General features: G+C 74.5%; 20 protein-coding genes. 13 read left to right on the forward strand and 7 right to left on the reverse strand.

What is annotated here, in order from left to right; all coding sequences use genetic code 11:
* The first annotated feature begins 77 nt into the window (after positions 1-77).
* From ACZ466_RS19580 to def, 4 genes are read left to right on the forward strand one after another with little or no spacing between them, the layout of a single operon-like run.
* Positions 78-725: a (2Fe-2S)-binding protein gene (locus tag ACZ466_RS19580; protein WP_378285329.1), complete on the forward strand. Its 648-nt coding sequence runs from the start codon at positions 78-80 to the stop codon at positions 723-725.
* Entirely contained in the window at positions 725-1699 is a 975-nt protein-coding gene (locus ACZ466_RS19585; RefSeq protein WP_378285330.1) for an FAD binding domain-containing protein, read from the forward strand. The genes ACZ466_RS19580 and ACZ466_RS19585 overlap by 1 nt, the downstream gene beginning before the upstream one ends.
* Positions 1696-3879, forward strand: a complete 2184-nt coding sequence (locus tag ACZ466_RS19590) for a xanthine dehydrogenase family protein molybdopterin-binding subunit (protein WP_378285331.1) — start codon at positions 1696-1698, stop codon at positions 3877-3879. Before ACZ466_RS19585 ends, ACZ466_RS19590 begins: the two co-directional genes overlap by 4 nt.
* Positions 3880-3917: 38 nt before the next feature.
* Positions 3918-4511 (forward strand): peptide deformylase, encoded by a 594-nt coding sequence (def, locus tag ACZ466_RS19595; protein ID WP_378285332.1) that lies wholly within the window; start codon positions 3918-3920, stop codon positions 4509-4511.
* A 199-nt stretch (positions 4512-4710) separates the two neighbouring features.
* Here def and ACZ466_RS19600 read toward each other — a convergent pair whose 3' ends face one another.
* The gene (locus ACZ466_RS19600; RefSeq protein WP_464043895.1) at positions 4711-5463 is read right to left on the reverse strand and encodes an SDR family oxidoreductase; all 753 of its coding nucleotides are present in this window, start codon (positions 5461-5463) and stop codon (positions 4711-4713) included.
* Positions 5464-5685: 222 nt separating this feature from the next.
* Here ACZ466_RS19600 and ACZ466_RS19605 point away from each other — a divergent pair, with 222 nt between their 5' ends.
* On the forward strand, positions 5686-8760 hold the full coding sequence (locus ACZ466_RS19605; RefSeq protein WP_378285333.1) for a BTAD domain-containing putative transcriptional regulator: 3075 nt from the start codon (positions 5686-5688) through the stop codon (positions 8758-8760).
* 162 nt (positions 8761-8922) lie between these two features.
* On the forward strand, positions 8923-10293 hold the full coding sequence (locus tag ACZ466_RS19610) for a hypothetical protein (protein ID WP_378285334.1): 1371 nt from the start codon (positions 8923-8925) through the stop codon (positions 10291-10293).
* Here ACZ466_RS19610 and ACZ466_RS19615 read toward each other — a convergent pair.
* Positions 10290-10751 carry a hypothetical protein gene (locus tag ACZ466_RS19615; RefSeq protein ID WP_378285335.1) on the reverse strand — a complete coding sequence of 154 codons (462 nt, stop codon included), beginning with the start codon at positions 10749-10751 and terminating at the stop codon, positions 10290-10292. The two genes, ACZ466_RS19610 and ACZ466_RS19615, sit on opposite strands and share 4 nt — an antisense overlap.
* A gap of 326 nt (positions 10752-11077) precedes the next feature.
* On the opposite strand from ACZ466_RS19615, the gene ACZ466_RS19620 reads away from it, so the two are divergent.
* Positions 11078-11245: a hypothetical protein gene (locus ACZ466_RS19620; RefSeq protein ID WP_378285336.1), complete on the forward strand. Its 168-nt coding sequence runs from the start codon at positions 11078-11080 to the stop codon at positions 11243-11245.
* Positions 11246-11342: 97 nt separating this feature from the next.
* On the opposite strand, the gene ACZ466_RS19625 is transcribed toward ACZ466_RS19620, so the two are convergent.
* Together ACZ466_RS19625 and ACZ466_RS19630 are read right to left on the reverse strand one after the other, a co-directional pair.
* Positions 11343-13235 (reverse strand): P-loop ATPase, Sll1717 family, encoded by a 1893-nt coding sequence (locus ACZ466_RS19625; protein WP_378285337.1) that lies wholly within the window; start codon positions 13233-13235, stop codon positions 11343-11345.
* A gap of 7 nt (positions 13236-13242) precedes the next feature.
* Positions 13243-14136 carry a TIGR03620 family F420-dependent LLM class oxidoreductase gene (locus ACZ466_RS19630; protein ID WP_378285338.1) on the reverse strand — a complete coding sequence of 298 codons (894 nt, stop codon included), beginning with the start codon at positions 14134-14136 and terminating at the stop codon, positions 13243-13245.
* A gap of 96 nt (positions 14137-14232) precedes the next feature.
* Between ACZ466_RS19630 and ACZ466_RS19635 the strand changes: the two genes are divergently transcribed.
* Positions 14233-14772: a TetR/AcrR family transcriptional regulator gene (locus ACZ466_RS19635; protein WP_378285339.1), complete on the forward strand. Its 540-nt coding sequence runs from the start codon at positions 14233-14235 to the stop codon at positions 14770-14772.
* A 7-nt stretch (positions 14773-14779) separates the two neighbouring features.
* On the opposite strand, the gene gdhA is transcribed toward ACZ466_RS19635, so the two are convergent.
* Together gdhA and ACZ466_RS19645 are read right to left on the reverse strand one after the other, a co-directional pair.
* A complete protein-coding gene (gdhA, locus tag ACZ466_RS19640; RefSeq protein ID WP_378285340.1) occupies positions 14780-16156 on the reverse strand; it encodes an NADP-specific glutamate dehydrogenase in 1377 nt (458 codons plus the stop codon).
* A 108-nt stretch (positions 16157-16264) separates the two neighbouring features.
* On the reverse strand, positions 16265-17179 hold the full coding sequence (locus ACZ466_RS19645; RefSeq protein WP_378285341.1) for an NAD(P)-dependent oxidoreductase: 915 nt from the start codon (positions 17177-17179) through the stop codon (positions 16265-16267).
* Between the two features lie 110 nt (positions 17180-17289).
* On the opposite strand from ACZ466_RS19645, the gene ACZ466_RS19650 reads away from it, so the two are divergent.
* The 5 genes from ACZ466_RS19650 to ACZ466_RS19670 all read left to right on the forward strand — a co-directional run bounded on the left by ACZ466_RS19650 (position 17290) and on the right by ACZ466_RS19670 (position 23696).
* Positions 17290-20466 carry an AfsR/SARP family transcriptional regulator gene (locus tag ACZ466_RS19650; protein WP_378285342.1) on the forward strand — a complete coding sequence of 1059 codons (3177 nt, stop codon included), beginning with the start codon at positions 17290-17292 and terminating at the stop codon, positions 20464-20466.
* 11 nt (positions 20467-20477) lie between these two features.
* Positions 20478-21353, forward strand: coding sequence for an arylamine N-acetyltransferase family protein (locus tag ACZ466_RS19655; RefSeq protein WP_378285343.1), 876 nt, complete (start codon positions 20478-20480; stop codon positions 21351-21353).
* Between the two features lie 10 nt (positions 21354-21363).
* A complete protein-coding gene (locus tag ACZ466_RS19660) occupies positions 21364-21840 on the forward strand; it encodes an RrF2 family transcriptional regulator (RefSeq protein ID WP_378285344.1) in 477 nt (158 codons plus the stop codon).
* 82 nt (positions 21841-21922) lie between these two features.
* A complete protein-coding gene (locus ACZ466_RS19665) occupies positions 21923-22390 on the forward strand; it encodes a carboxymuconolactone decarboxylase family protein (RefSeq protein ID WP_378285345.1) in 468 nt (155 codons plus the stop codon).
* 67 nt (positions 22391-22457) lie between these two features.
* On the forward strand, positions 22458-23696 hold the full coding sequence (locus ACZ466_RS19670; RefSeq protein WP_378285346.1) for an erythromycin esterase family protein: 1239 nt from the start codon (positions 22458-22460) through the stop codon (positions 23694-23696).
* Here ACZ466_RS19670 and ACZ466_RS19675 read toward each other — a convergent pair.
* Positions 23633-26335, reverse strand: coding sequence for a helix-turn-helix transcriptional regulator (locus ACZ466_RS19675; RefSeq protein WP_378285347.1), 2703 nt, complete (start codon positions 26333-26335; stop codon positions 23633-23635). The two genes, ACZ466_RS19670 and ACZ466_RS19675, sit on opposite strands and share 64 nt — an antisense overlap.
* Between the last annotated feature and the right edge of the window lie 5 nt (positions 26336-26340).

Here is a 26340-nt window from a genome sequence, read left to right on the forward strand (position 1 = left end):
CCGTTGACAATCATGTCTTCATAGTGAGACATTCTGTCTCATCTAAGAGTCTTACTGTCTCACGAAAGGGTTCATCCATGGATCCCACCCGGCGCGGCCTCTCCCGCCGCGGGTTCCTCGCCCGGACCACCGCCGCGACCGCCGCCGCCGCGACCGCCGCGCAGGCCGCCCACTCCTCCGCCGACGCCGTCGCGGGCACCGCGCCACCACCCCCCGCCCCGGCGCCCCCGCCCGGCCCCCAGACGGCCGAGGTCGTGCTGCGGGTGAACGGCCGCACCGAACGGCTCCGCCTCGACACCCGCGTCACCCTCCTGGACGCCCTCCGCGAACGCCTCGGGCTCACCGGCACGAAGAAGGGCTGCGACCGCGGGCAGTGCGGCGCCTGCACCGTCCACATCGACGGCCGGCGCGTCCTGTCGTGCCTGACCCTCGCCGCCACGGCGGCTTCGCGCGGCGGACCCGTCACCACGATCGAAGGGCTGGCGGACCGCGACGGCACGCTGCACCCCGTCCAGCAGGCGTTCGTCGAACGCGACGGACTCCAGTGCGGCTTCTGCACGCCGGGACAGGTCATGTCGGCCGCCGCGCTGATCCGGGAAGGGCACGCGGGCTCCGACGAGGAGATCCGCGAGTTCATGTCCGGCAACCTGTGCCGCTGCGCCGCCTACAACGGCATCGTCGACGCGGTCAGGACGGCCGCCGCAGGGACCGGGGGGCGGCGCTGATGCGGCCGTTCACCCTCACCGCGCCCCGCAGCGTCCCGGAGGCGCTGGACCAGGCGGCCGGCGGCGGCGCCTACCTCGCCGGCGGCACCACCCTCGTCGACCTCATGAAGCTGGACGTCACGGCACCCGGCCGGGTCGTCGACATCGGCGGCCTGCCGCTGACCGGGATCGAGCGGGACGGCGACGGCCTGCGCATCGGCGCCCTGGAACGGATGGCCGACGTCGCCGCCCACGACCTGGTCGCCCGCCACCAGCCGATGATCTCCGCGACGCTGCTCCAGAGCGCGTCCCCGCAGATCAGGCAGATGGCCAGCATCGGCGGCAACCTGCTGCAGCGCACCCGCTGCGGCTACTTCCGCGACACCGCCGTACCGTGCAACAAGCGCGAGCCCGGCACCGGCTGCCCCGCCCTGAACGGCGAGAACCGCTCGCACGCCGTCCTCGGCACCAGCGACTCCTGCGTCGCCGCCCACCCCAGCGACCTCGCCGTCGCCCTGGCCGCCCTGGACGCCTCGCTCGTCCTGCGCGACCGCACCGGCGAGCGCCGGATGAGGCTCACCGACTTCTACCTCCTCCCCGAGAACGCCCCGCACCGCGAGAACCGCCTGCGCCCCGGCGAACTGATCGTCGCGGTGACGGTGCCCGACCTGGACCGGGCCGCCCGGCGATCGGCGTACGTGAAGGTCCGCGACCGCGCGTCCTACGAGTTCGCGCTCACCTCCGCCGCCGTCGCCCTGGACGTCCGCGGCGGGCGGATCAGGGACGCGCGGGTCGCCGCCGGCGGCGTCGGCACCCGCCCCTGGCGGCTCCCCGTCGTCGAACGCGCCCTGCGCGGCGCCCGGCCCGACGAGACGTCCTTCGAAGCCGCCGCGACCCGCGCCGCCGACGGCGCCCGGCCCCTGCGGCACAACGCGTTCAAGCCCGCGCTACTCCGCCGCACCATCGTCCGCGCCCTGCTGGAGGCGTCGTCATGACCCGTTCCGCCGACCGCGTCGAAGGACGCCTCAAGGTCACCGGCGCGGCCGCGTACGCCGCCGACCACCGCCCCGCCGGGATGCTGCACGGCCACCTCGTCCTCGCCACGATCGGTCGCGGCACGATCCGATCGATGGACGTGCGCGCCGCCGGCCGCTCCCCCGGCGTCATCGGCGTCTTCACCCCAGACAACCCGCTCCGGCTGCGCCCCCAGACGGCGATGCTCCCCACCTTTCTCGGCGACTCGCGACCGCCGCTCCAGGACCGGGAAGTGCGCTACCACGGGCAGATCATCGGCATGGTCGTCGCCCGCACCTTCGAGGAGGCCCGCGACGCCGCCACCCTCGTCAAGGTCTCCTACCGCGCCCGCCGCCCCGACGTGTCGTTCGAGGGCGCCGAGGGCGAGGTGCCCGCCCCGCCGTTCGGCCGGCCGCTCGACCGCCTCGCCGACGGCGTGCGCGACATCGGCCACGCCCTGCGCGCCAGCCAGGTCACCGTCTCCGCCACCTACACGCAGCCGCCCAAGCACCACAACGCGATGGAACCGCACGCCGCCGTCGCCGAGTGGAAGGACGGCACGCTGACCGTCCACAGCGGCACGCAGGGCCCGCGCGCCCACGCCGCCGAGATCGCCGAAGCGCTCGGCCTGGAGGCCCGGCAGGTTCACGTGATCAGCCCGCATGTCGGCGGCGGCTTCGGCGGGAAGGCCACCACCTGGGCGCCGGCCCTCCTCGCCGCCGCGGCCGCGCACCGCCTCGGCAGGCCGGTCAAGGTCGTCAGCACCCGCGAGCAGCTCTATACGGTCACCGGCCACCGCCCGCCCAGCCGCCAGGTCATCGCCCTCGGCGCCCACCGCGACGGGAGCCTCAACGCCGTCAGCAACGACGCGGTCACCACGCACCCGTTCGAGGACCCCGCCCGCTTCGGGACGATGGACTTCTACAAGACCGCCAACCTGCACATCGGCCTCAGGGTCGCCGCGCTCGACCGTCCCCCCAGCACGATCATGCGGGCGCCCGGGGCCGAAGCCGGCTCGTTCGCCCTGGAATCGGCCATGGACGAACTCGCCGCCGAACTCCGCGTCGACCCCGTCGAACTGCGCCTGCGCAACGACCTGACGCACAGCCCCGAGCACGGCCGCCCGTTCACCGGCAAGCACCTGGCCGAGTGCTACCGCCTCGGCGCGGAACGCTTCGGCTGGCGGCACCGCCCGCCCCGCTCCGTCACCCGAGGCGACCGGCTCGTCGGAGCGGGCGTGGCCACCGCCGTCATGCACACCGGCCGCGACTCCACCGCCGCCGAAGTCCGGTTCCGTCCCGACGGCACGGTCCGGGTCGCCACCGCCGCCGCCGACCTCGGCACCGGCATGCTCACCGTGCTCGCCATCGTCGGCGCCGAGAGCCTGGACCTGCCCCGGTCACGGATCCGGCCCGAGCTCGGCGACTCCACCCTCCCGGTCGACGACGCCTCCACCTCCGTCTACGGCGCGGTCGGGTCCGGCTCCACCGTGACGGTCGCGCCCGCCGTCCGGCAGGCCGCCGAGGACGCCGTCCAAGAGCTGGTCGCCCACGCCACCGGCCACGAGAAGTCCCCCTTCCATGGCACGCCCGGCGTCCGCTACGACAAGGGCCGGCTCACCGACGGCACCCGGAGCCTCACCTTCACCAGCCTCCTCGCACTCACCGGCTCGCCCGGCGTGGGCGCCACGTCCACCGCGCGCTGGGACGGCTCCGAACGCTTCGCGGTCGCCTCGTTCGCCGCCCACTTCTGCGAGGTCCACGTCCACCGCCTCACCGGCGAGGCCCGCGTCGCCCGCATGCTCACCGTCGTGGACGCGGGCACGATCGTCAACGAGAAGGCCGCCCGCAACCAGATCACCGGCGGCGTCACCTTCGGTATCGGCCAGGCCCTCCTCGAACGCGCCCACGTCGAGACCCGCACCGGCCGCGTCGCCGGCGCCAACCTCGCCGACTACCTCATCCCCGTGAACGCCGACGTCCCCCGCCTGGACGTGCACTTCCTCGAGCACCCCGACACCGAACTCAGCCCCTCCGGCGTCCGCGGCCTCGGCGAGCTCGGCACCGTCGGCTCCGCCGCCGCGATCGCCAACGCCGTGTACAACGCCACCGGCCGCCGGATCCGCGACCTGCCGATCATTCCGGAGAAGCTCCTGCTCTGATCCGGCATAGCATGCTGGGTGACGCCGAGGAGGGGTGCATGGCCGGAGAGGTACGACCGATCACGCTGGTGGGGACGCCCGTCCTGCACAGCCCGTGCCGTCCGGTCGAACGGTTCGACGACGAGCTTTCCGCGCTGGTCGACGACATGTTCGCCAGCATGTACGCCGCCGAGGGCGTGGGCCTGGCCGCCAACCAGATCGGCGTCGACCTGCGCGTCTTCGTCTACGACTGCCCGGACGAGGACGACGTGATGCGCAGGGGCGTGGTCGTCAACCCGACCCTGGAGCTCCCCGGGGTCGACGAGCGGCGGCTCGACGACGGCGACGAGGGCTGCCTGTCGGTCCCGGGCGCCCAGGCGAAACTGGCCCGCCCCGACCACGCGACCTGCCACGGGTTCGACGTCAAGGGCGACCCGGTCACGGTCGAAGGCACCGGCCTGCTGGCACGGTGCCTTCAACACGAGACCGACCACCTGGAGGGCCGCCTCTACATCGACCGGCTGCCGACCCGTACCCGCAAGAAGGTCCTCAAGGAGTCCGAGGCGTTCCGCGCCGAGGTCGAGGCGGTTACGGCCTCACCCGCTCCAGAACCACGATCGGAAACTCCCGCGTCGCCCTCGCCTGATAGGTGAGGTACTGCGGCACCCGATCGGTCATCAGGCTGTGTCTCAAAGTCCCGGCCTACGGCGCTCGCCTGGCGGCTCGCCCCTGACCGGGCCTTGGCGAGCGCGGCATCGCTTCGCGATCTGGCCGGTGACGCTCGCCTCCGGCATCGCACCACCGCCCAGGTAACGCGCTCGCGCGGCACCTGAGGCCACTTCAAGACAGGCCCTAGATCCCCTGGGCGAAGCCGCCGTCGACGGGCAGCTCCACCCCCGTGGTGAACGTGGCGTCGAACGCCAGGAACAGCGCCGCCGCGGCCACTTCCTCTACTGTTCCGTTGCGGCCGAGCGGGGTCATCTCGTCCCCCTGCTTCTGGAACGCGGCCCGTTCCTCGTCGCTCATCGTCGCCACGCCCATCGTCGGCGTCTCGATGAAGCCCGGCGCGACCGCGTTCACCCGGATCCGCCGCGGCAGGAACTCCGCCGCGAACACCTGCGCGAACGCCCGCACCGCCTCCTTCGACCCCGAGTAGGCGCTCATCCCCGGGAAGATCCGGTCGTTCGCCACGGTCGTGAACACGAACGCCCCGCCGTCCCGCACGAGGGGCGCCAGCCGCTGGACGGTGAAGAACGCCCCCTTGGCGTTGATCGCGAAGTGCCGGTCGTAGGACTCCTCGGTGACCTCCTCCAGCGGCTCCGGCTCGGCGATGCCGTGATTGACGAACACGGCGTCGATGGTCCCGAGCCGTTCCCCGGCCAGATCGCCGAGCGCCCGGACGTCGGCCATGCTCGCCGCGTCCGACCGGACCACGTGCGCCGTCCCCAGCGGCGTGAGCACGGAACGGGCCTCCTCGATCGTCCGCTCGTTCCGCCCGGTGAGGACCACCTCCCCGCCCCCGGCCACGAGCGCCCGCGCCACTGCCAGCCCCATCCCGTGCGTCCCGCCCGTGACGACGGCCTTCTTCCCCTCGAAAGAACCCATGCCCCCACCCTGCGGCGAACGACTTCCGGCCGACTTCCGAACGGCTTCCGGTCGAAGAGCCTGGTTACGAGGTTGGTCGGGGGTGTGGGGGCGGAGCCCCTGCCGGGGGTGCGGGGGCTGGCCCCCGCCAAGGGCCGGGTGCCCGGAGCGAGCCCCCAGGCGAGCGCAGGGCTGCGCGGCCCGCGGGGGGTATGGGGGGCTTCCCTCCCATAAAGTAAACACGTGCGGTTCGGGGTGCTCGGGACGGTTGTCGTCTGGGCGGGCGACGGGGAGGAACCGGTCCGGGTTCCCGAGGCCAAGGTGCGTGCGTTGCTGGCGCATCTGCTGGCGCACGCGGGGCGGCCGGTGCCGGCCGACCGGCTGATCGCGGACCTGTGGGACGAGCGGCTCCCGGCCAATCCCTCGGCGGTGCTGCAGACGAAGGTCTCGCAGCTGAGGCGGGTCCTGGAGGACGCGGAGCCGGGGGGCCGGGCGCTGGTGGTGTCGGATCCACCGGGGCACGGCTACCGGCTGGACGGCGCGGCGGTCGACGCGGAGGAGTTCTCGGCGCTGGTCGAGCGGGCGCGGGGCGGCGGGAGCGCGCGGGAGCGGGCCGGGCTGCTGGCGGAGGCGCTGGGGCTGTGGCGGGGCGCGGCGTTCGCGGAGTTCGGGGACGAGGAGTTCGCCCGTCCGGCGATCATGCGGCTGGAGGAGCGGCGGCTGGAGGCTCTGGAGGCGCTGGCGGAGGCGCGGCTGGAGCTGGGCGAGCACGCGGCGCTGGTGCCTGAGCTCGGTGAGCTGGTGGGACGGCATCCGCTGCGGGAGCGGCTGCGCGCCGCGCACATGCGGGCCCTGTACCGGTCGGGGCGGCAGGGCGAGGCGCTGGAGAGCTACGAGGCGCTGCGCGTCCATCTGGCCGAGGAGCTGGGGCTGGACCCCGGGCCGGAGCTCTCGGCGTTGCAGGAGGCGATCCTGAAGCAGGATCCGGGGCTGGCGCCGGCGCCGTCCGGGAACCTGCCCGCGCCGGTGAACGAGCTGATCGGGCGGGACGGAGCGGTGGCGCGGGTGCGGGCGCTGCTGGGCGGGTCGCGGCTGGTGACGCTGACGGGGCCGGGCGGGGTCGGGAAGACGCGGCTGGCGGTGGAGGCGGCGGGCGGCCCGGTCGGGGACCTGCCGGACGGGGTGCGGATCGTCGATCTGGCGGCGCTGGCGCGGGACGCGCCGTCGGCGGAGACGCGGATCTGCGATCTGGTGGCGGTCGCGCTGGAGCTGCGCGAGGAGGCGGGGACGCGGACGGCGCGCGATCCGCTGGAGCGGCTGGCGGCGGCGCTGCGCCCCAAGCGGCTGCTGCTGGTGCTGGACAACTGCGAGCACCTGGTGGTTCCGCTGGCGGGGGTGGTGGCGCGGCTGCTGCGGGACGCGCCGGGGCTGCGGGTGCTGGCGACGAGCCAGGAGCCGCTGGGCGTGGCGGGCGAGGTGCTGGTGAACGTCCCGCCGCTGGAGGCGCCGGGCCCGTCGGTGGAGCCGGATCCCGAGGCGCTGCCGGCCTTCGGCGCGGTGCGGTTGTTCGTGGCGCGGGCGGCAGCGGCGGCGCCGGGTTTCGCGCTGGACGCGGGGAACGCGGCGGCGGTCGCGGCGATCTGCCGGCGGCTGGACGGGATCCCGCTGGCGCTGGAGCTGGCGGCGACGCGGGTCCGGGTGCTGGGCGCGCGGGAGCTGGCGGCGCGGCTGGACGACCGTTTCCGGGTGCTGGCCTCGGGCCGCCGGGACGCGCCGGACCGGCAGCGGACGCTGCGCGCGGTGATCGACTGGAGCTGGGAGCCGCTCACCGAGGCGGAGCGGATCGTGCTGCGGCGGCTGGCGGTCCAGGTGGGCGGCTGCGCGCTGGAGGCGGCGGAGGCGGTCTGCGCGGGTGACGGGGTGCGCGGGGACGAGGTCCTCGATCTGCTCGGCCGGCTGGTCGACCGGTCGCTGGTGGTGGTGGCGGAGGGCCCGGACGGTCCGCGGTACCGGCTGCTGGAGTCGGTGGCGGCGTACTGCGCGGAGCGGATGCGGGAGGTGGCCGGGGAGTACGACGCGGTCCGGCGCCGGCATGCCCGCCACTACGCGGAGCTGGCGGGGCGGGCCCGGTTGGACGGCCGTGACCAGCTCGGCTGGCTGGCCCGGCTGGACGCGGAGGCGGCCAACCTCAACGCCGCGTTCGACTTCGGGGCGGAGGCGCTGGGGCTGGCGGGGTCGCTGGCCTGGTACTGGGTGCTGCGCGGCCGGTTGAGCGAGGCGATGTGCGCGCTGGACTCCGTCCTGGACGGGCCCGGGGACGCGGGCGCGCTGCGTACGGCGCGGGCCTGGCGGGCGGCGCTGGAGAACCTGTCGGGCTGTGCGGGCGATCCGGTGCGGGAGCTGCCGCCGGAGGAGGCGCCGGATCCGCGTGCCGAGTGGTTCCTGGCGTTCACGGAGATCGATTTCGGGGTGCTGGCGGTCAGCGAGGCCAGGACGCGCCGGGTGCTGGACCGGTTCGTCGCCGCGGGCGACCGGTGGGGTGTGGCGGCGGCGCGGCTGACGCTGGCGAAGCAGGCGCTGGCGCGGAGCGATCTGGCGGGGGTGCGGCGCCTGGGCCGGGAGGCGTCGGACGCGTTCGCCGAGCTGGGCGACCGCTGGGGCCTGATGCAGGCGTCGAGCGTCCTGGCCGGGCAGGCGGAGATCGTGGGCGACTACGCGGGGGCGCGGCGGCTGCTCCGCGACGCGTTGCGCATGGCCGAGGAACTGGGGCTGTGGACGGACGCGTCGTTCCAGTGGGCGGCGCTGGGCCGGATCGCGCTGCTGGAGGGTGACCACGCGGCGGCCGAGGACCTGCACCGGCGGGCGGCGCGGCTGGCGACCGAGCAGCGCAACCACCTGGCGGAGGAGTTCGCCGACACGGGGCTGGGGCTGGTGGCGCGGCGCCGCGGGCGGCTGGACGAGGCGGAGTCGTACCTGCGGCGCTGGCTGGACTGGAACCGGGAGGCCGCGCCGCATCACGGCACGGCGCTGATCCTGGCGGAGCTCGGGTTCATCGCGGAGTTGCGCGGCGACGCGGAGCGGGCGCTGGCGCTGCACCGGGACGGCCTGGACGCGGCGAACGCGACGGGCGATCCGCGCGCGGTGGCGCTGGCCTGGGAGGGGATGGCGGGCGCGCACGCGCTGGCCGGTGACCGTGAGCGCGCGGCGCGGCTGCTGGCGGACGCCGCGGCCGCGCGGGAGGGGGCCGGGGCGCCGCTCCCGCCCGCCGAGCGCGGCGATGTGGACCGCATCGAGGCGGCGATCGCGGCCGGAGGGTAGTGCGAATCACCCCGAAATTGAAGTCTGGTCGGGGTATCCCACATATGGGATATTGACCGCGTTCCACTCATGATCTTGGTCGGGCGCTCCCAGGCGTCCCCGCCCGGTCGGCCCCCCGCCACCGTGCCTCCGTCCGGCCGAGGGCCGAGCCCGAGGAGCACTATGAAGTGGCGCCGCAGAGCGCTGTCCCCCGCGATCACCGTCGTCCTCACCGCCGGCACGCTGGTCGCCCTGCAGAGCCCCGCGTCGGCGAACGTGCTGTCCCTGTCCAACTTCCAGCTGCGCCCCAACGCCTACGGCACCGACCTGCAGGACCGCGCGGACGCGCTCCCGCTGGTCAAGGCCACCGTCACGACCATCATGGGCGACCTCAACCGGACCCGTGACGACGGTCCCCCGGTGACGGTCGGCGGCGCGTGCAAGCCCGAGGCGGTGGCGTCCGGGTCGTCGCCGGCCATCCAGCGCAGCCTCTGCTTCACCGACGACGACAACGAGACGACGCAGTGGTACCCGCAGGGCGTGACCACGGTCGCCGACATGCAGGCCGACCAGGAGTGGGGCGACGGCCACCAGCCGGTCCTGGTGAGCTGGTACGACGCCAACGACAACGCCGACGGCATGGTCAAGGGCGTCCGGGTCAGCTTCATGAACCGCACCACCGGCTCGTACCGGCACGTCCTGCTGGTGTACCCCAAGCAGAGCGCCGGCATCACCAGCTACGACGCCGTCCGCGTCTCGCAGGACAGCACCGCCGACGGCTACACCACCTCGCTGCACGCCGGCGGGATCGTCTGGTACGGGAACTACCTGTTCGTCGCCGACACCGCGCGCGGCTTCCGGGTGTTCGACATGCGCCGCGTCTTCGACCTGGGCGCCTCGGAGAACGGGACCACCAGCGGCGACCACCTGATCGGCTACCAGCAGGGCACCTACTACGGGTACGGCTACCGCTACGTCATGCCGCAGATCGGCTCCTGGACGCACACGGCCGCCACCGGCACGAAGTGCTCCGACAACGTGGGCGCCGAGGACGGTTCGCCGAACTTCTCCTACACCTCCCTGGACCGCAGCGGCACCGACCACCTCATCGCGGGCGAGTACTGCGCCGGCGACGAGGACACCAACGGCCGGGTGGCGACGTGGCCGATGGCCGGGGCGTTCAGCGGCGGCGAGCTGGTGATGGACCCCGACTACCGGTGGAACGCCGACGCCGCCTACACCCTGCCGGTCAGCAACGTCCAGGGCGCGACGCGCTTCAACAACCGCTGGTACCTCAGCCAGAGCGACGGCGCGACCAGGGCCGGATGGCTGCACACCGCGGTCCCGAACGTCCAGCCGCCGGCCGTCACCGGCCCGTTGCAGACCACCGGCAAGAAGGCGCTGCCCATCGGCCCGGAGGACCTGTCGCACTGGCCGGGCGGCAGCGAGACCTCCCCGACCCTGGGCGCCGTCTGGTCGGTCTCCGAGCACCCGGGATCGGACGCGAACGGCACCGGCGAGGGGCGCCGAATGGTCTACGCCGTGACCCCCTAGGAGGGCAGGGTCGCGCGGATGCGGTCGACGGCGCGGAGGACCTCGTCCCGGTGCTCGGCCTTCTTGATCCACAGGGGGAGGCGGGAGACCAGGGTGCTGTTCCTCCGGCCGCCGTCCGCCGCGTCCCGTTCGCGTTCGCGCAGCCGCGCCCGGACGAGGCCGGCGATCAGGTCGAGGTGCTCGGCGTTGTAGGCCCACAGCCAGCCGTGCCTGGTGCGGGTCTGGAGCCAGAGGGGGAGCCGGAAGAAGGGGTCGGCGGCGGGCTCGGCGGTGCTCCGGGCGTAGGCGCCGCCGCGTCCCTCCGCCGTCCGGGCCAGGCCGCAGCCGGGGCAGCCGAACCGGCGGCCTCCGGTGACGTGCGCGAGCCCGTCGCAGCGCGGGCAGCGGACCAGGATCTGCTCCTGCGCCAGGTCGTACGCCGACGTCCGCGGATCCCGGAATCGGTCGAGCGGCTCCATCCCGCGATTATAGGAAAACCGGAAAACCCGGAAATCACGGTTGACACACCACCCGATCAGGCCGCTAATATCAACGGCATGGAGCTGTGATCCCCACCGGTTGAGCCGCCGCGACACTTTCGCGGCCCGCTCCCGCACTCGGCGCCCAGGGCGCTCACCCATCGCGTCATCCACCGATCGTCCGCTGTCCGGACCGTGCTCACGCATGCCCTGACAGCGGCACGACCGGTCGCGATGTGGCACGCCCCCGTCCGGCGCCTTTCCCAGGAACCATTTATCGCGGCCTTTTCACGGCCCGATTCCAACGTGCCCGGAGGTGTCAGTTCATGCGTGCCATCAACCTGAACGCGAACGAGGAAAAGCCCTTCCAGAAGGCGATGAAGAAGAAGGGCAAGGGCCGGAACACCGACGCCCGGACGGCGGGCTTCGCGCGCGGCGCGCAGCGCCGCAACGCCCGCCAGATGCCCAATCGGCAGCTCCAGCGGGGCCGCTGACCCCGGCATCCCGGCCTGACCCGAGCTGAGCCGAACTGACCGCCCGCCCCGACCCGTTGCGAGCCGAACCGCCGAGCGAACGGGTCGGGGCCGGGCGTCAGTAGCTGTCGCCGCTGCCGCCGCCCATGTAGCCGCCCTCCGCCCGGGTGAGCCGCCGGGCCTCCTCGTCCAGGCGCCTGGCGAGGATCAGGGTGCCGTCGCTCAACGCCTGCTCATGGAGCCGGGCGGAGAGTTCCCGGAAGAACTCCGCCGCGGACTGCAGCACCGTGTACTCCTCCCACTCCTCGGCGCACTCCGCGTCGTGCAGGATGCGGGCCAACTGGTGGGAGATCTCGGAACGGACCTCCGCGGGCAGGCCGTCGGCGCGCCCGGTCAGGTCGAGGATCGTACGGCACGCCCGCCTGACCCGCTGGAGCAGTCCGAACTCGCGGCTGGGCCGGCTGGTGCGCGTCGACCGCAGGATCGTCACGTCCCCCGTGACGATCTGCCCCTGGATGCTCTCGGCCAGCCTGCGGTTGTAGACGCCCAGCCCCGCCGCCGTCGTGGCGCCCAGCGCCGCGCGGAAGCACGGGTGGATGTGGAACTCCTCCTCGTGCGGCTGGACGGACGGCCACGGGCCTCCGGAGTAGACGACGTCGTTGCCGCGGCGCACGCCCAGGAAACCGACCTCGTACAGCACGGTCAGGATCCCCGGCAGCGTCAGCCCGTGCGCGTACGCGGGGAACTCCCGGTGCAGCGCGCGGGCCACCGGGAGGAACCGCGTCTCCAGCGCCGTCCGCGTCACCACGTAGCCGCTGTTCTGGAAGAGCGGGAAGAGGCGTTCCAGGAACGGATGGGCGACGAGGTACTCCTGGACGAGGTCGATCATCTTCCATTCGGAGAACTGGCGGGTCGCCTCCAGGACGTCGCTCTCCAGGATGCGGTCGCGGTGCCCGTTGGCCATCGCGGTCGACTGGCACCCGTTGAGGTACTGGATGATGTCGCGCGGCCGGGGCAGCGCCCGGGTGAACAGGTAGGAGACGGTGGGCTCGCCGTTCACCGTCCGGGGGAAGATCTCGCCCCACAGCCGTTGCGCGGTCAGGTCCTCGCCGAGGGAGACCCCTGCCCGCCGCAGTGCCAGCGCCTCCAGCTCCGTCTCCGTCCAGGTGATCCGCAGCTCGTCGCTGCGGAACTTGTCGCCTTCGCCGAACGAGAGCGAGTCGTAGATGTCGGAGCGCAGGAACAGCAGGCAGTTCAGCGCCCTGCCGTAGAGGCCCGAGACGTGCCGGGCCGCCAGCAGCAGGCCGATCACCATGGAGTTGCTCTCCCGTTCGGCCGACCACACCTGCTCCAGCTGGTCGACGAGCAGCAGCAGCGGCGGATGCGCCTCCGCGCAGCCGAGGTCGTCGAAGGCGGCGGCCACGCCCTTCTCGATGACGGCGAGCTGGTGCGAGGCGCGGGCCCCCTCGGACTTCACGCGGGTCAGCTCCACCCCGGCGCCGAAGCCGAACGCCTCCAGCGACAGTGCGCCCTGCAGCCCGCGGACGCCCTTGACGATGCGGTCGGAGAGGCTCTCGTCAAGCCATTCCTGGTTGGCCTTGAGGAACCGCCGCAGCGTCCTGACGGACTTGGGGGTCCGGCGGCCGTGCGTGCCCGCGTGCCTGACGACGTGGCGGGCGGCGTGGACGGCGAACACGTACCGCCAGATCAGCGACTTGGCGGTGTCGCCGGGCAGGCCCTGGAGCTCGAACCGGCGGATCTCCTCGCCCGCGGTGTCGTCCGGCGTGATCAGCACGGTGCCGCCGGGGTGCGCCCCGTCCGCGGCGAGCAGGACGCAGATGGCGCTCTTGCCGACGCCCTTGCGGCCGATGACGAGCATCTTGCGTCCCGACATCGCGACGCCGTAGGCGGCCGTCTCCTGGAAGCCGCTGCGCAGGAGCCCGTCGGCAAGGTCGCGTTCGGCGTCGTCGCGTCCGAAGTACAGCCGTTCGACCACCGAAGCCCCGACCATGAGTCCCCTAACCGGTCGCTGTCACGGCTTCCAGTATGGCCGGGGCGAGGCGTTCCAGTTGGTCGACCGCGGAGACCAGGTCGGGGGCGAAGGGGTGGACGAGCACGTGGTCGGCGCCCGCGTCCAGGTGGGCGCGGAGCCGTCCGGCGACGGCGGTTTCGTCGCCCCAGGCCAGGACGTCATCGACGAGGCGGTCGCTGGGGCCGCCCTTCAGGTCGTCGTCGGTGTAGCCGAGGCGCCGGAAGTTGCGGGTGTAGGGGTTGTCGTGGGCCCAGCCGGCGCCGAAGAGGGCGCGGAGGCGGGCGCGTGCGGCGTCGGGCTCGGTCTCCAGGACGACGGCCTGGTGCGGGATCAGCAGGGCGTCCGGGCCGAGGGCGGCGCGGGCGGTCGCCGTGTGCTCGACGGGCTGGAGGAACGGGTGGACGCCGTGGGCGCGTTCGCGGGCGAGCCGGTGGGCCTTCGGGCCGAGCGCCGCCAGGACGCGGGGGTAGGGGACGCCGGGGAGGATGCGCCGGGACGCGGCGTCCATCGCGTCGAGGTAGTCCCGGAGCGCGGTCAGGGGGCGGTCGCCGGAAGCCCCGCCCAGGCCCAGGACGAACCGGTCCGGGTACGCCTCGGCGAGGGTGGCCGCGCCGCCGTGCATGGCGACCGGGTCGCGCATGGACACGTTGGCGATGCCGGTGCCGACGGTGAGGCGTTCGGTGGCGGCCAGCATCAGCGCGTGCTGGGCGAAGACCTCGCGCCCGCCGGCCCCCGAGGCGGCGGGCGGTTCGCCGCTCCACAGCGAGGTGTAGCCGAGGCGCTCGACGCGGGCGAACTGCTCGCGCTGGACGGCGGCGGACGCCTCCAGCAGGGTGGCCGGCGCCACCCAGACCCCGAACCGGCCGCGGAACACGTCCATGATCCCTCCCAAATAATCGGAGCCAGCCTCCGGTTAATCTCCACTACAATAAGGAGGCAGCCTCCGCTTTGGCAAGCGGAGCAAGGGAGGGCGGGCATGCGGGCCGACGCACGGCGCAACTACGAACGGCTCCTGCGCGAGGCGCGCGCCGCCTTCGCCGAAAGCGGCGTCGAGGCGTCCCTGGAGGACATCGCGCGGCGTGCGGGCGTGGGCATCGGCACCCTCTACCGGCACTTCCCCACCCGGGACGCGCTGCTGGAGGCGCTGCTGCGGGACGGGTTCGACGCGCTGGCCGCGCGGGCGCGCGACGCCCCCGGCACGCGCGACGCCCTCGCCGCCTGGGCGCTCGCGCTGATGGAGTCCAGCACCGCCTACCGCGGGCTGACCACGGCGTTCATCACCACCCTGCGGGACGAGTCGACCGAGCTGTACGCCTCGTGCAAGGCGCTGAACGCGGCCGGCTCGGACCTGCTGGCCCGCGCGCAGCGGGCGGGCGAGATCAGGCCCGACGTGGACGCGCCGGAGTTCCTCACCATGGTCTACGGCATCGCGTGGGCCGACGAGCAGGCCCGCGGCGGCCGCACCGAGCGGCTCCTGGGCCTCCTGCTCGACGGCCTGCGCCCGCCGCGGCCATGAGAAGGGCTCAGATGAGGCCCTGCGCCAGGACGGCCTCGGTCACCCGCTCGAACCCGGCGATGTTGGCGCCCAGCACGTAGTCTCCCGGAGCCCCGTAGCGCTCGGCGGTCGCGTACACCTCCTCGTGGACGGACCGCATGATCCGCGCCAGCTCGTTCTCCACCTGCTCGAACGTCCACGACTCGCGGCCGGCGTTCTGCCGCATCTCCAGGCCGCTGGTCGCGACGCCGCCCGCGTTGGCGGCCTTGCCCGGCCCGAACGCGACGCCCGCCTCCCGGAACAGCCGGACGGCCTCCGGGGTGGCCGGCATGTTCGCGCCCTCGGAGACGGCCTTGACCCCGTTGCGGACCAGCGTCGCGGCGGCGTCGGCGTCCAGCTCGTTCTGCGTCGCGGACGGGAAGGCGATGTCGGCGGGCACGTCCCAGACGCTGCCGCCGGGCACGTACCGGGCGGAGGAGCCGCGCGCCTCCGCGTAGTCGGACACCCGGCCCCGCTCCACCTCCTTCACCTGGCGGAGGAGGGCGACGTCGATGCCCTTCTCGTCGACCACGTAGCCGCCCGAGTCGGACACGGTGATGACGTTGGCGCCCAGCGACTGCGCCTTCTCGACCGTGTGGATCGCGACGTTCCCGGATCCGGAGACGAGGACCTGCCGCCCCTCGTAGTCCTCCCCGATCAGCCGCAGCATCTCGGCGGTGAACAGCACGTTCCCGTACCCGGTGGCCTCCGGCCGGCCCGCCGAGCCGCCCCAGCCGGGGCCCTTCCCGGTGAGGACCCCGGCCTCCCAGCGGTTGGTGAGCCGCCGGTACTGCCCGAACAGGTAGCCGATCTCCCGCGTGCCGACCCCGATGTCGCCGGCCGGGACGTCGGTGTGCTCGCCGAGGTGGCGGTGCAGCTCGGTCATGAACGACTGGCAGAACCGCATCACCTCGGCGTCCGAGCGGCCGTGCGGGTCGAAGTCGCTGCCGCCCTTGCCGCCGCCGAGCGACAGCCCGGTCAGCGCGTTCTTGAACACCTGCTCGAAGCTGAGGAACTTCATGATCCCCAGGTTGACCGAGGGGTGGAAGCGCAGCCCGCCCTTGTAGGGCCCCAGCACCCCGTTGAACTCCACGCGGAACCCGCGGTTCACGTGGATCTCGCCGGAGTCGTCCGTCCAGGGGACGCGGAAGATGATCTGCCGTTCGGGCTCGGTGATCCGCTCGACGACCTTGGCGTCGGCCAGCTCGGGACGGGCGTCCAGGACGGGGACGAGGGCGTCCAGCACCTCGCGTACCGCCTGGTGGAACTCGGGCTCGCCCGGGTTCCGGCGGAGGATCCGCTCGTAGGTCTCCTCCAGCGCGGACACCGCGGCGCCGGACGCCGATCGGTGGGGGGACAAGGGCATGTGCGCTCCTTCTGGGACGACACTTTTCACTCGCTCACCGTCACGGAGCATATGTTCACCGCGCCGCCGGTCTCCCGTGAGATCGGTCAGCGTCGCGGACGGGATAGGTCAGTCGTTCCTGATCGGCGCCCCGTTCGGCTTCCTGAGGGCCTCGATGACGCTGCCCAGCCCGTCGGCAGCGTGACCTGCCTTGACGGCCCGCTCGAACAGGTCGCGGAGCGCGGCCGGGTAGGCGGTGTCGATGCCGGCGTCGCGGCTGGCCTCGACGACGTGCCCGGCGCCCACGGCCTGCATGGTGAGGCTGTTGAGGTCTCCCGGAGAGTGACCGGCCTCGATTTCGTCGGTGATGATTTTCAGGAAGGCCATCGGGCCGTCCTCGGCCAGCTCGCGCACCGTCCGGGCGGCGTACGGGAGGAACTCGCGCGCGCTCACCCCGGCCGTCTCCAGCAGCGCCACCGAGTGCATGTAGCTGCTGAGCGTGGACCAGAACAGGAACAGCTGCGCCTGGTAGTAGAGCATGGCCAGGCCGGGGTCCTCGCCCACGTAGGACACGTCGGCGATCGCCTTCAGGGTGTCGCTGTGGCGGTCGATGGCCTGCTCGGGGCCGCTGTAGAAGACGTACGCGCCCGGCCGGCCGATCCCGGGCGGCGGCGTCATGATCCCGCCGGTGAGCAGGACGGCGCCGTGCCCGGCCGCCCACGCGGACGCCTTCCGCAGCTCCTCCGGGGTGCCCGAGCTGAGGTTGACCAGGACCTTTTCGTCCAGTGCCCCGGTGGCCGGGCCGAGCGAGTCGTACATGGCCCCGTAGTCGATCTGGCTGATGACGATCACCTCGGACGCGGCGAGGGCGTCGGCGGGCGTGACCGCCTTGGTCGCGCCCTTGGAGACCAGGGGGTCGGCCTTGCTCGCCGTGCGGTTCCACACCGTGGTCGGGTGCCCCTTGGCGAGGAAGGTCTCGGCCATGCCCGCCCCCATGGGGCCGAGGCCGATGACGGTGACGGGTGCGAGTTCGTGCGTAGACATATGCGCTCCTTTCAACGGGATCCACAGTGCTGGGCGCGGCTACGGATCCCCTTCGGATCCGCTACGGACGTGCGCGCGAACGCCCGTCCGAGGGCGGTTAGCCTGGCGGTGTGCGCTTCGGGGTGCTCGGTCCGCTGGCGGTGTGGACGGACGACGGCCGTCCCGTCCACGTGCCCGAGCCCAAGGTCAGGGCGCTGCTGGCCGATCTGCTGGTGGCCAGGGGGCGGCCGGTGCCGTCCGACCGGCTGGTGGACGATCTGTGGGGCGAGCGGCCCCCGCGCAACCCCACCGGCACGCTCCAGGCGCGGATCTCGCAGCTGCGCGCCGTCCTGGACGGTGCGGAGCCCGGCGCCCGCGCGCTGGTCGCGTTCCGTCCGCCCGGGTACGCCCTGGAGGCGTCGGATGTGGACGCGGCGCGTTTCGAGGAGTTGACCGTCCGGGCGGGGAAGGCGGCCGACCCCGGGCTCAGGGCGTCTCTGCTGGTGGAGGCGCTGGACCTGTGGCGGGGCGAGGCGTTCGCCGACGTCGCCGACGCCGCTTTCGCCCGCGCCGCGATCACCGACCTGGAGGAGCGGCGCCTGGCCGCCCTGGAGGACCTCGCCTGGACGCGCCTGGAACTGGGCGAGCATGCCCTGGCCGCGAGCGAACTGGCGGGGCCGGTGGCGCACCATCCGCTGCGCGAGCGGCTGCGCGCCGCGTACATGAAGGCGCTCTACCTCGCCGGCCGCCAGGGTGAGGCCCTGGCCGCCTACCAGGACCTGCGCGAACGCCTGGCGGAGGAGCTGGGCGTCGATCCGGGGCCGGAGGCCGCCGCGTTGCACCAGGCGATCCTGCTCCGGGACCCCGCGCTGGCGCCGCGTCCGGCCACCGTCCCGGAGGCTGCGGCGCCTTCGCGGACGAACCTGCCCGAGCCGCTCAGCGACCTCGTCGGCCGCGACGAGGCGATCAAGGAGGCCCGGGACGCGCTGGCGACCTCCCGGCTGGTCACGCTCACCGGGCCGGGCGGGGTGGGCAAGACCCGGCTGGCGCTGGCGGTCGCCGCCGATCCGGGCGGGCCGCCCTTCCCTGACGGCGTGTGGCTGGCGGAGCTGGCCGCGGTTCCGGCCGCCGGGAGCGCCGGGGTGCTCGGCGACGCCGTGGCGGGCGTGCTCGGCCTGCGGGACGACTCGCTCCCCGGGGATCCGGTGGAACGGCTCGCGGAGGCGCTGCGCGGGCGCCGGATGCTGCTCGTCCTCGACAACTGCGAACACGTGATCGGCCCGGCGGCGGAGCTGGCCGTGCGGCTGCTGGCGTCGGCGCCCGGCCTGCGGGTCCTGGCGACCGGCCGGGAGCCGCTGGGGATCGAGGGCGAGCGGCTGCTGGCCGTCCCGCCGCTGGAGCACGCGGGCGCGGTGGAGCTGTTCACGGCGCGGGCCGCGGCGGCCGCGCCGGGCTTCACCGTGGACGATCCCGCGGCGGTCGCGATGATCTGCCGGCGGCTGGACGGGATTCCGCTGGCGCTGGAGCTGGCCGCCACCCGCGTGCGGGCGCTGGGTGTGCGGGAGCTGGCCGGGCGGCTGGACGATCGCTTCCGGGTGCTGTCCTCGGGACGGCGGGACGCCCCCGCCCGGCAGCGCACCCTGCGGGCGGTGATCGACTGGAGCTGGGAGCTGCTGGACGGCCCGGAGCGCCTCGTCCTGCGACGCCTGGCCGTGCACGCCGACGGCTGCGCGCTGGAGGCCGCCGAGCGGATCTGCGCCGAGCCGGGCGTCGACGTGCTGGACGTGCTGGCCCGCCTTGTGGACCGGTCGCTGGTCACGGTCGTGCGGGACGGATCGGGCGGCACGCGGTACCGGCTGCTGGAGTCGGTCGCCGCCTACGGCCTGGAGCGGTTGGAGGAGGCGGGCGAGGGTGACGCCGTCCGGCGCCGCCACGCGCGCCACTACGCCGGGCTGGCCGGGCGCGGGACGGCCGGGCTGCGCGGGCCGGATCAGCGGCAGTGGCTCGGGCGCCTCGACCGGGAGGGCGCCAACCTGCGCGCCGCGCTGGACCGGGCCGCCGGCGCCGGGGACGCGGACCTCGCGCTGGCGCTGGTCAACGGGCTCGCCTGGTACTGGTACCTGCGGGGCCGTTTCGGTGAGGCGACCCGTTCGCTGGACGCCGCGCTCGCCGTGCCGGGTCCGGCCGATCCGGTGGCGCGGGCGGAGGCGGTGGCCTGGCGCGCGGGCATGGTCATGGCCTCCGGCGACGGGGACGACTCGGAGCGGCTGAGGCTGGAGGCGCTGCGCGCGTACGACGGCCTCGACGCTCCGGATTCGCTGGCCCGTGCGCGGGTGGTGTGGTTCCTCGGGCACGTCCACTGGCCGTACGGCGACCTGGACGCCAACGCCGAGCGGGTCGCGGGCGCGCTGGCGACGTTCCGGGCCCGCGGCGACCGCTGGGGGACGGCGGCGGCGCTGAGCCTGCGGGCCAAGCAGGCGATGGTGCGCGGCGACCTGGACGGGCTGGCCCGCGACGGCGAGCGCAGCCTGCGGCTGTTCCGCGAGCTCGGGGATCCGTGGGGGCGGCTGGAGGCGACCGACGCGCTCGGCCGCCATGCGGAGATCACCGGCGACTACGGGCGGTCGGCCGCGCTGCGGCGGGAGGCCCTGGCCCTGGCGGAGGAGCTGGGTCTGGGGGCGGAGGCCGCGTTCAAGCTGGCGGAGCTGGGCCGGCTGGCGCTGCTGACCGGCGACCTGGAACGGGCAGGGGAGCTGCACGAGCGGGCGTTCCGGCTGGCGGCCGCGCTGCCGAGCCGGTCCGCGCTGGAGTTCTCGGAGATCGGGCTGGCGCTGGTGGCGCGGCGTCGCGGCGACCTGGACGCGGCGGAGCGGCACCTGCGGGCCCGGCTGGGCTGGCTGCGCGACATCGGCGGCCGGTCCGGGGTCGCGTTCGTGCTGGCCCAGCTGGGGTTCGTGGCGGAGCAGCGCGGTGCGGCGGGACGCGCGCTGGAGCTGCACCGCGAGGCGCTGGACGCGGCGCGGGCGACGGGCGACCCGCGTGCGGTGGCGCTGGCGCTGGAGGGGATCGCCGGGGCGCGGGCGGCGGCCGGGCACCCCGCCGAGGCGGCGCGGCTGCTCGGGACGGCCGGCGGCCTGCGCGCCTCGATCGGCGCCCCGCTCCCGCCGGGCGAGCGCGCCGACGTGGAGCGGATCGAGGCGGCGGCCCGTGCCGCGCTGGGCGACCGGGTCTTCGACGAGACGTTCGAGGGGGCCTTGGGGCGGGGCGCGGAGGCGTGGTTTAATCTAGATGTCAGCTATCCAGATTGAGAGGCGGGCCGATGACGCACCCACCCGGTGATCTCGCCTGGCAGGGCGAGCTGCTGGACCTCGACGCCTATCTGGCCCGCATCGGCTACGAGGGCGACCGCTCCCCGACCCTGGAGACGCTGCGCCGCCTGCAGGGCGGGCACGTCACCTCCATCCCGTTCGAGAACCTGGAGATCTTCCTCGGCCGGCCCGTGCTGCTGGGCGTGGAGGCCGTCCAGGACAAGCTCGTCCGGCACCGGCGCGGCGGCTACTGCTTCGAGCACACCGAGCTGTTCGCGGCCGCGCTGGAACGGCTCGGCTTCACCTTCACCGCCCTCAGCGCCCGCGTCTCGCTGGGCTTCGACAAGCTGCTGCCCGCCACGCACGCGCTCGTCCGCGTCGAGGTCGACGGCGGGCTGTGGATCTGCGACGTCGGCTTCGGCGCCGGCCCGCTCGCGCCCCTCCCGTTCGAGGACGGCGCCGAGGCGGAGCAGGGCGGCTGGGCATACCGGCTCGAACGGCTCACCGGCGACGCGGGCGGGCTGCCCGGCGCGCAGGAGTGGGCGCTGCACCAGCGGGGCCCGGAGGGCTGGCTGCGCCGCCACACGTTCATGCTCGCGCCCTCGTACCGGATCGACTACGAGGTCGGGAACCACTTCGTCTCCACCCACCCGAACTCGCCGTTCACCGGCCGCGCCTACAGCCAGCGGTACGCGCCGGACGTCCAGTACCAGCTGGACGGCACGCGGCTGACGGCCACGCACGCCGACGGGCGCGCCGACGCGGTCGAGGTCCGGGAGCTGGAGCCGGGCGAGGTCCCCAAGGTCCTCGCCGAGACCTTCGGCGTCGAGCTGGCCGCCGCCGACGCGTCCCGGCTGGTCGGCGAGCTGTCGCGGGCGCGGGGGTAGCACCGTGCGGATGAACGAGGGGGTCGAGTGGGCGGCGCACGTCCTGCTGCTGCTCGACTGGGTGGACTCGGACCGCCCGATGTCCACCACCCGGCTGGCGGCGGGCTACGAGCTGCCGCCGCCGTACCTCAACAAGCAGCTCCAGGCGCTGGTCAGGGCGGGCCTCCTGACCTCGACGCCGGGGGCGCGGGGCGGGTTCCGGCTGGCCCGCCCGCTCGACAAGATCACCCTGATGGACGTGGTCACCGCGATCGAGGGGCCGGACGAGGCGTTCCGCTGCACCGAGATCCGGCGGCACGGGCCCGGCCGGGACGCCCCGGAACGCGTCTACGACTCCCCCTGCGCGGTGAACGCCGCGATGCGCCGGGCCGAGCTGGCCTGGCGGCAGGCGCTGGCCGAGCAGACGCTCGCCGACGTCCAGGCGGAGGCCGAGGCGCACGCCCCGCGCCTGGGCGAGCAGCTCCGCGCCTGGCACGAGCGCACCTGAGAACCGCAACGTCCACCCTGCGCACCGCCGCAGGCCGTGAATCTGGACATCAAGTATCCAATTAAGTGAGGGAGTATCGATCATGCAGGAACGGATGCCCGACGTCACCGAGCTGGCGCCCGGCGCGTACAAGGCCCTGTTCGCCCTGGAGGCGTTCCTGGGGCAGAGCGGCCTCCCCGCCGCCACCCGCCACCTGATCAAACTGCGGGCCAGCCAGATCAACGGCTGCGGCTTCTGCGTCGACATGCACGCCCACGACGCCAAGAAGGACGGCGAGAGCGACGAGCGCCTCTGGTCGGTGGCGACCTGGCGCGAGGCGCCGTACTACACCGCCGAGGAGCGGGCCGCGCTGGCCCTGACCGAGGCCGCCACCCGCCTGGCCGACAACCCGGACGGCGTCCCGGACGACGTCTGGGACGAGGCCGCCGACCACTACGGCGAGGAGGAGCTGGCCGCCCTGGTCATGGCCATCGCGGCGATCAACGCCTGGAACCGGATCAACGTCACCATCCGCCGGCCCGCCGGCGCCCTGCGCCGCGCCGCCGCCTGACCGGTCACGTGACAGATGCCCCGGTCATCGGCTCGTCCTAGCGTCGGAGTGGACGGAAGGAGAGCCGATGGCCAGGGCAGACGACGAGCGGCCGGCGGCCGTCCGGTGGATCGCCGGACGCGCCCGCCCGCTGGGCACCGCGGCACCGGACGATCTGGAGCCGCTGCGGGCGCTCGCGGACGGCGCCGCGGTCGTGGGGCTGGGCGCCTCGACCCGCGGCGCGCACGAGGTGTCCGCGCTCCAGCACCGCATCCTGCGGTTCCTGGTGGAGGAGGAGGGGTTCCGCGCCCTCGCCCTGGAGGAGGACTGGACGACCGGCCTGCTCCTGGACGCCCACGTGCTGACCGGCGAGGGCGAGCCGCGCGCGCTACTGAGGCGGATGTGGCTGCCCTGGCAGACCCGCGAGATGCTCGACGTCCTCGCCTGGATGCGGGCGTACAACCAGCGGAACCCCGGCGATCCCGTGCGGTTCGTCGGGGTGGACATGTCCACGACGCGCGCGGTCGCCTACGACGCCGTCGCCGCGTACGCGCGCCGCGCCGCCCCCGGCCGGCTGCCCGAACTGGAGGAGCACTACGGGCCGCTCCGCCCCGACCCCGCCGCCGCGATCGACGAGCACGTCGGACGCTACCGGCGCCTCCCCGACAAGCGACCGCACATCCGCCGCGCCGAGCAGGCGCACGACCTGGTCGCCGGGCTGCCCGCCGCCGAAGGACGGGACCTGGCGCTCCACCACGCCCGCGCGATCGTGGACTTCCACCGCTTCCACTCCCGCCCGGTCATGGAGGCCCTCCCGTACGTGGAGCGCCGCATGGCCGAGAACATCCTCGGGTGGCGCGGGCACACCGGCTCGAAGATCGTCTACTGGGGCGGCATCGGGCACTCCGCCGGCAACACGGGCGGGCTGCTGCGCGAGCGGCTCGGCACCGGCTACCTCTCCATGGCCCTGACCTTCGGGCGCGGGGCGGTGCACGGCGGCGTCCCCGTCCCGCACCCGCCCGGCGACTTCGCCGACGCGGTGTTCGACGAGGCCGCCCCGTCCGGGCTCTACCTGGCCGACCTCCGCGCTCCCGAGAACGACGCCGCCCGCGCGTGGCTGGACGCCCCGGCCAAGCTCCGCGTGATCGGCCCCGGGTACCGGGCCGAGGACGACGCCGACCACCACATGGCCGGGGGCACGATCCGCCGCTGGGTCGACGCCGTCGTCCACACCCGCGAGGTGACGCCCGCGCGCTTCGTCCCTCAGGCTGAGGCCAGGTCGAGCCGGGCCAGCTCACCGCGCGACGCGACGCCCAGCTTGGGATAGACCTTGTAGAGGTGGTAGCCGACGGTCCGGGGGCTGAGGAACAGCTGGGCGCCGATCTCCCGGTTGCTCAACCCGGACGCGGCCAGCCGCACGACCTGCAGCTCCTGCGGGGTGAGCGAGGCCAGCGCCCCGGCCGTCCCGTCCGGCTCGGCGACGCTCTCCCCGGCGGCGCGCAGCTCGGTCCGGGCGCGCTCGGCCCAGGGCTCGGCGCCGAGCCGCTCGAAGGCGTCCAGGGCCGAGTGGAGGAGAGGGCGGGCGTCGTTGCGGCGGCGGGACCGGCGCAGCCACTCCCCGTACAGCAGCTCGGTGCGGGCCCGCTCGAACGGCGAGGACGCCGCGTCCCGGCGGTGCAGCTCGACCGCCCGCGCGAACGCCTGGTCCGCCTCCCCTGCGCCGGTGGCGAGCAGGGCGGCGCAGCGCAGCGCGATCGCCTCGGCCCACGGGCGGCGGATCCGCGCGGCCCAGTCCCGGTACCAGGCGGCGGCCTCCCGCCCGCGCTCGGGAGTCCCCGCCCGCACGGCGGCCTCGACCAGGTCGGGCAGGCTGCCGAGGGAACCCTGCCGCCGGGACCCCGCCACCACGTCCGACAGCCGGGACAGCGCGGCCTCGTACCGGCCGAGGCCCAGATCGAGCAGGCCCAGCGCCCCGGCGGCGTGCGCCGTGCCCGGCGGGACGCCGCGCCGCAGCGCCTCCCCCGCCAACTCCGCGCAGCGCTCCTCCTCACCCGCGATCGCCGCCAGCAGCGCCAGCACGGTCGCGTTGTAGACGCGGAGGCGGTGCTGCCCGATGTCCCCGGCGATCCGCATGCCCTCGGTCGCCGCGGTGAGGGCCTCGGCGTGCCGTCCCAGCATGAGCCGGGCCCGGGCGAGCAGCGGCAGCGCCAGGGACAGCAGCCCGGCCGAGCCCTGGTCGCGGCAGCGCTGCGCCACGTCGGCGGCCACCCGCTCGGCGCCCTCGAGGTCCCCGGCGAGCAGCCGCCACCACCCGGTCTCCACGACCTCACGAGTGCCCAGGCAGCCGGCCATGTCGGTGATCAGCTCGTTCAGCGCGGCCGTGTCCCCGCCCGCGGCCGGCGGGTCCTGGCCGAGGAACATCGTGGCCAGGGCGCGCGGCAGGTGCCCGTTCGGCAGCTTCAGCTCCTCGGCCCGCTCGGCCGCCCGGCGCAACGCGTCCACGTCCCCGGCCTTGGACGCGGCGGAGGCGGCCTTGAAGAGCAGGTGACCGGCCAGGTGCGGCTCCTGGTCCGCGACCTCGCCGGCGATCCCGCTCAGCAGCCGGTACGCCTCCCTGCCGCGGTCGCCCTCCTCGGCGAGCAGGGCCCGGATCAGCACCAGGTCGGCCCGCCGCACCGGGTCGGGCGTGTCGGCCTCGGCCCGTTCGGCGAGCGCGATGGCGTGCTCGGACAGGCCGCCGTCGGCGGCGGCGCGGGCCGCGACCGCCAGCCGCCGCCCCCGGTCGGCGGGGTCGGGGCTGAGCACGGCGGCGCGCTCGTACATCGCCGACACCACCGCGTTCCCGCCCACGCCGAGGTCGAGCCCGGCGGCGCGCTCCAGGACGGCGGCCACGGTCTCGTCCGGCCCGGTGGCGGACCGGGCCAGGTGCCAGGCGTACCGGCACCCGTCGCCCAGCTCCCGGTGCGCCTCGGCGAGCGCGCGGTGCGCGGCCAGCCTGCGGCTCAGCGGCGCGGCCGTGTACGCCGCGGTCCGGATCAGCGGGTGCCGGAACTTCAGGAGCCCGTCGGCGGAGGTCACCAGGCCCCGGCGCTCGGCCGGGTCGAGATCGGCGACCGACGCGCCGAGCCGTCCGGCCGCCGGGACGATCAGCGCGAGATCGCCGGTGCCGTCGGCCGCCGCGACCAGCAGCGCGGTCCGCGAGGGCTCCGGCAGCGCCGCGACACGAGCGGCGAACGCCCCCTGGATCCGCTGGAACCTGGACGACGGGGAGTCAGTCCTCGCGGACACGGCGGGCAGTTCCAGCAGCGCCAGCGGGTTGCCCATCGCCTCGGCCAGGATCTCGTGCCGCTCGTGCCGGGGCAGCTCGGCGGCACGCTCGGCCAGCAGGTCGGCGGCGGCCGCCGGGTCAAGGCCGCGCAGCCGCAGTTCGGGCAGGCCGGGCGCGACGAACTCCGTCTCGTCGGGGTCGCGCGCGGCCAGCAGCACCGCGATCGGCTCGGCCTCCAAGCGCCGGACCGCGAACAACAGCACCTCAGCCGACGCGGAATCGAGCCACTGCACGTCGTCGACCAGGCACAGCAGCGGGCGTTCCTCGGCGAGATCGGCCAGCAGAGTGAGCAAAGCCAGCCCGGCCAGGAACCGATCCCCATCACCGCCGCCGCCCATGCCGAGCACCTCACGCAGGGCACCCGCCTGCGGACCCGGCAGCGCGTCGATCCTGTCCAGCTCCCCGCCGAGCAGCAGGTGCAGGCCCGCGTACGGCATCCCGGTCTCGTTCTCGATGCCGGTCCCGCGCAGCACCCGCATGCCCTTCCCGGCGGCACGGGCCGCGGCGAGCTCCAGCAACGCCGTCTTCCCGATCCCGGCCTCGCCCCGCAGCACCAACGCCCCGCTCCGGCCACCGGCGGCCCCGTCCAGCAGCCGGTCGATCGCGGCCGCTTCCCCGGCCCTCCCGTGCAACCGCATGTCCA

Source organism: Actinomadura rugatobispora (genome assembly GCF_055379765.1).

What these genes read in the sequence shown, in the direction of transcription:
- ACZ466_RS19580 (WP_378285329.1), top strand. Translation starts at nt 78, where the DNA reads ATGGATCCCACCCGGCGCGGCCTCTCCCGCCGCGGGTTCCTCGCCCGG.
- gdhA (WP_378285340.1), bottom strand. Translation starts at nt 16,156, where the DNA reads ATGCCCTTGTCCCCCCACCGATCGGCGTCCGGCGCCGCGGTGTCCGCG.
- ACZ466_RS19600 (WP_464043895.1), bottom strand. Translation starts at nt 5,463, where the DNA reads ATGGGTTCTTTCGAGGGGAAGAAGGCCGTCGTCACGGGCGGGACGCAC.
- ACZ466_RS19610 (WP_378285334.1), top strand. Translation starts at nt 8,923, where the DNA reads ATGAAGTGGCGCCGCAGAGCGCTGTCCCCCGCGATCACCGTCGTCCTC.
- ACZ466_RS19585 (WP_378285330.1), top strand. Translation starts at nt 725, where the DNA reads ATGCGGCCGTTCACCCTCACCGCGCCCCGCAGCGTCCCGGAGGCGCTG.
- ACZ466_RS19655 (WP_378285343.1), top strand. Translation starts at nt 20,478, where the DNA reads ATGACGCACCCACCCGGTGATCTCGCCTGGCAGGGCGAGCTGCTGGAC.
- ACZ466_RS19665 (WP_378285345.1), top strand. Translation starts at nt 21,923, where the DNA reads ATGCAGGAACGGATGCCCGACGTCACCGAGCTGGCGCCCGGCGCGTAC.
- ACZ466_RS19620 (WP_378285336.1), top strand. Translation starts at nt 11,078, where the DNA reads ATGCGTGCCATCAACCTGAACGCGAACGAGGAAAAGCCCTTCCAGAAG.
- ACZ466_RS19615 (WP_378285335.1), bottom strand. Translation starts at nt 10,751, where the DNA reads ATGGAGCCGCTCGACCGATTCCGGGATCCGCGGACGTCGGCGTACGAC.
- ACZ466_RS19590 (WP_378285331.1), top strand. Translation starts at nt 1,696, where the DNA reads ATGACCCGTTCCGCCGACCGCGTCGAAGGACGCCTCAAGGTCACCGGC.
- def (WP_378285332.1), top strand. Translation starts at nt 3,918, where the DNA reads ATGGCCGGAGAGGTACGACCGATCACGCTGGTGGGGACGCCCGTCCTG.
- ACZ466_RS19635 (WP_378285339.1), top strand. Translation starts at nt 14,233, where the DNA reads ATGCGGGCCGACGCACGGCGCAACTACGAACGGCTCCTGCGCGAGGCG.
- ACZ466_RS19630 (WP_378285338.1), bottom strand. Translation starts at nt 14,136, where the DNA reads ATGGACGTGTTCCGCGGCCGGTTCGGGGTCTGGGTGGCGCCGGCCACC.
- ACZ466_RS19625 (WP_378285337.1), bottom strand. Translation starts at nt 13,235, where the DNA reads ATGGTCGGGGCTTCGGTGGTCGAACGGCTGTACTTCGGACGCGACGAC.
- ACZ466_RS19675 (WP_378285347.1), bottom strand. Translation starts at nt 26,335, where the DNA reads ATGCGGTTGCACGGGAGGGCCGGGGAAGCGGCCGCGATCGACCGGCTG.
- ACZ466_RS19660 (WP_378285344.1), top strand. Translation starts at nt 21,364, where the DNA reads ATGAACGAGGGGGTCGAGTGGGCGGCGCACGTCCTGCTGCTGCTCGAC.
- ACZ466_RS19670 (WP_378285346.1), top strand. Translation starts at nt 22,458, where the DNA reads ATGGCCAGGGCAGACGACGAGCGGCCGGCGGCCGTCCGGTGGATCGCC.
- ACZ466_RS19645 (WP_378285341.1), bottom strand. Translation starts at nt 17,179, where the DNA reads ATGTCTACGCACGAACTCGCACCCGTCACCGTCATCGGCCTCGGCCCC.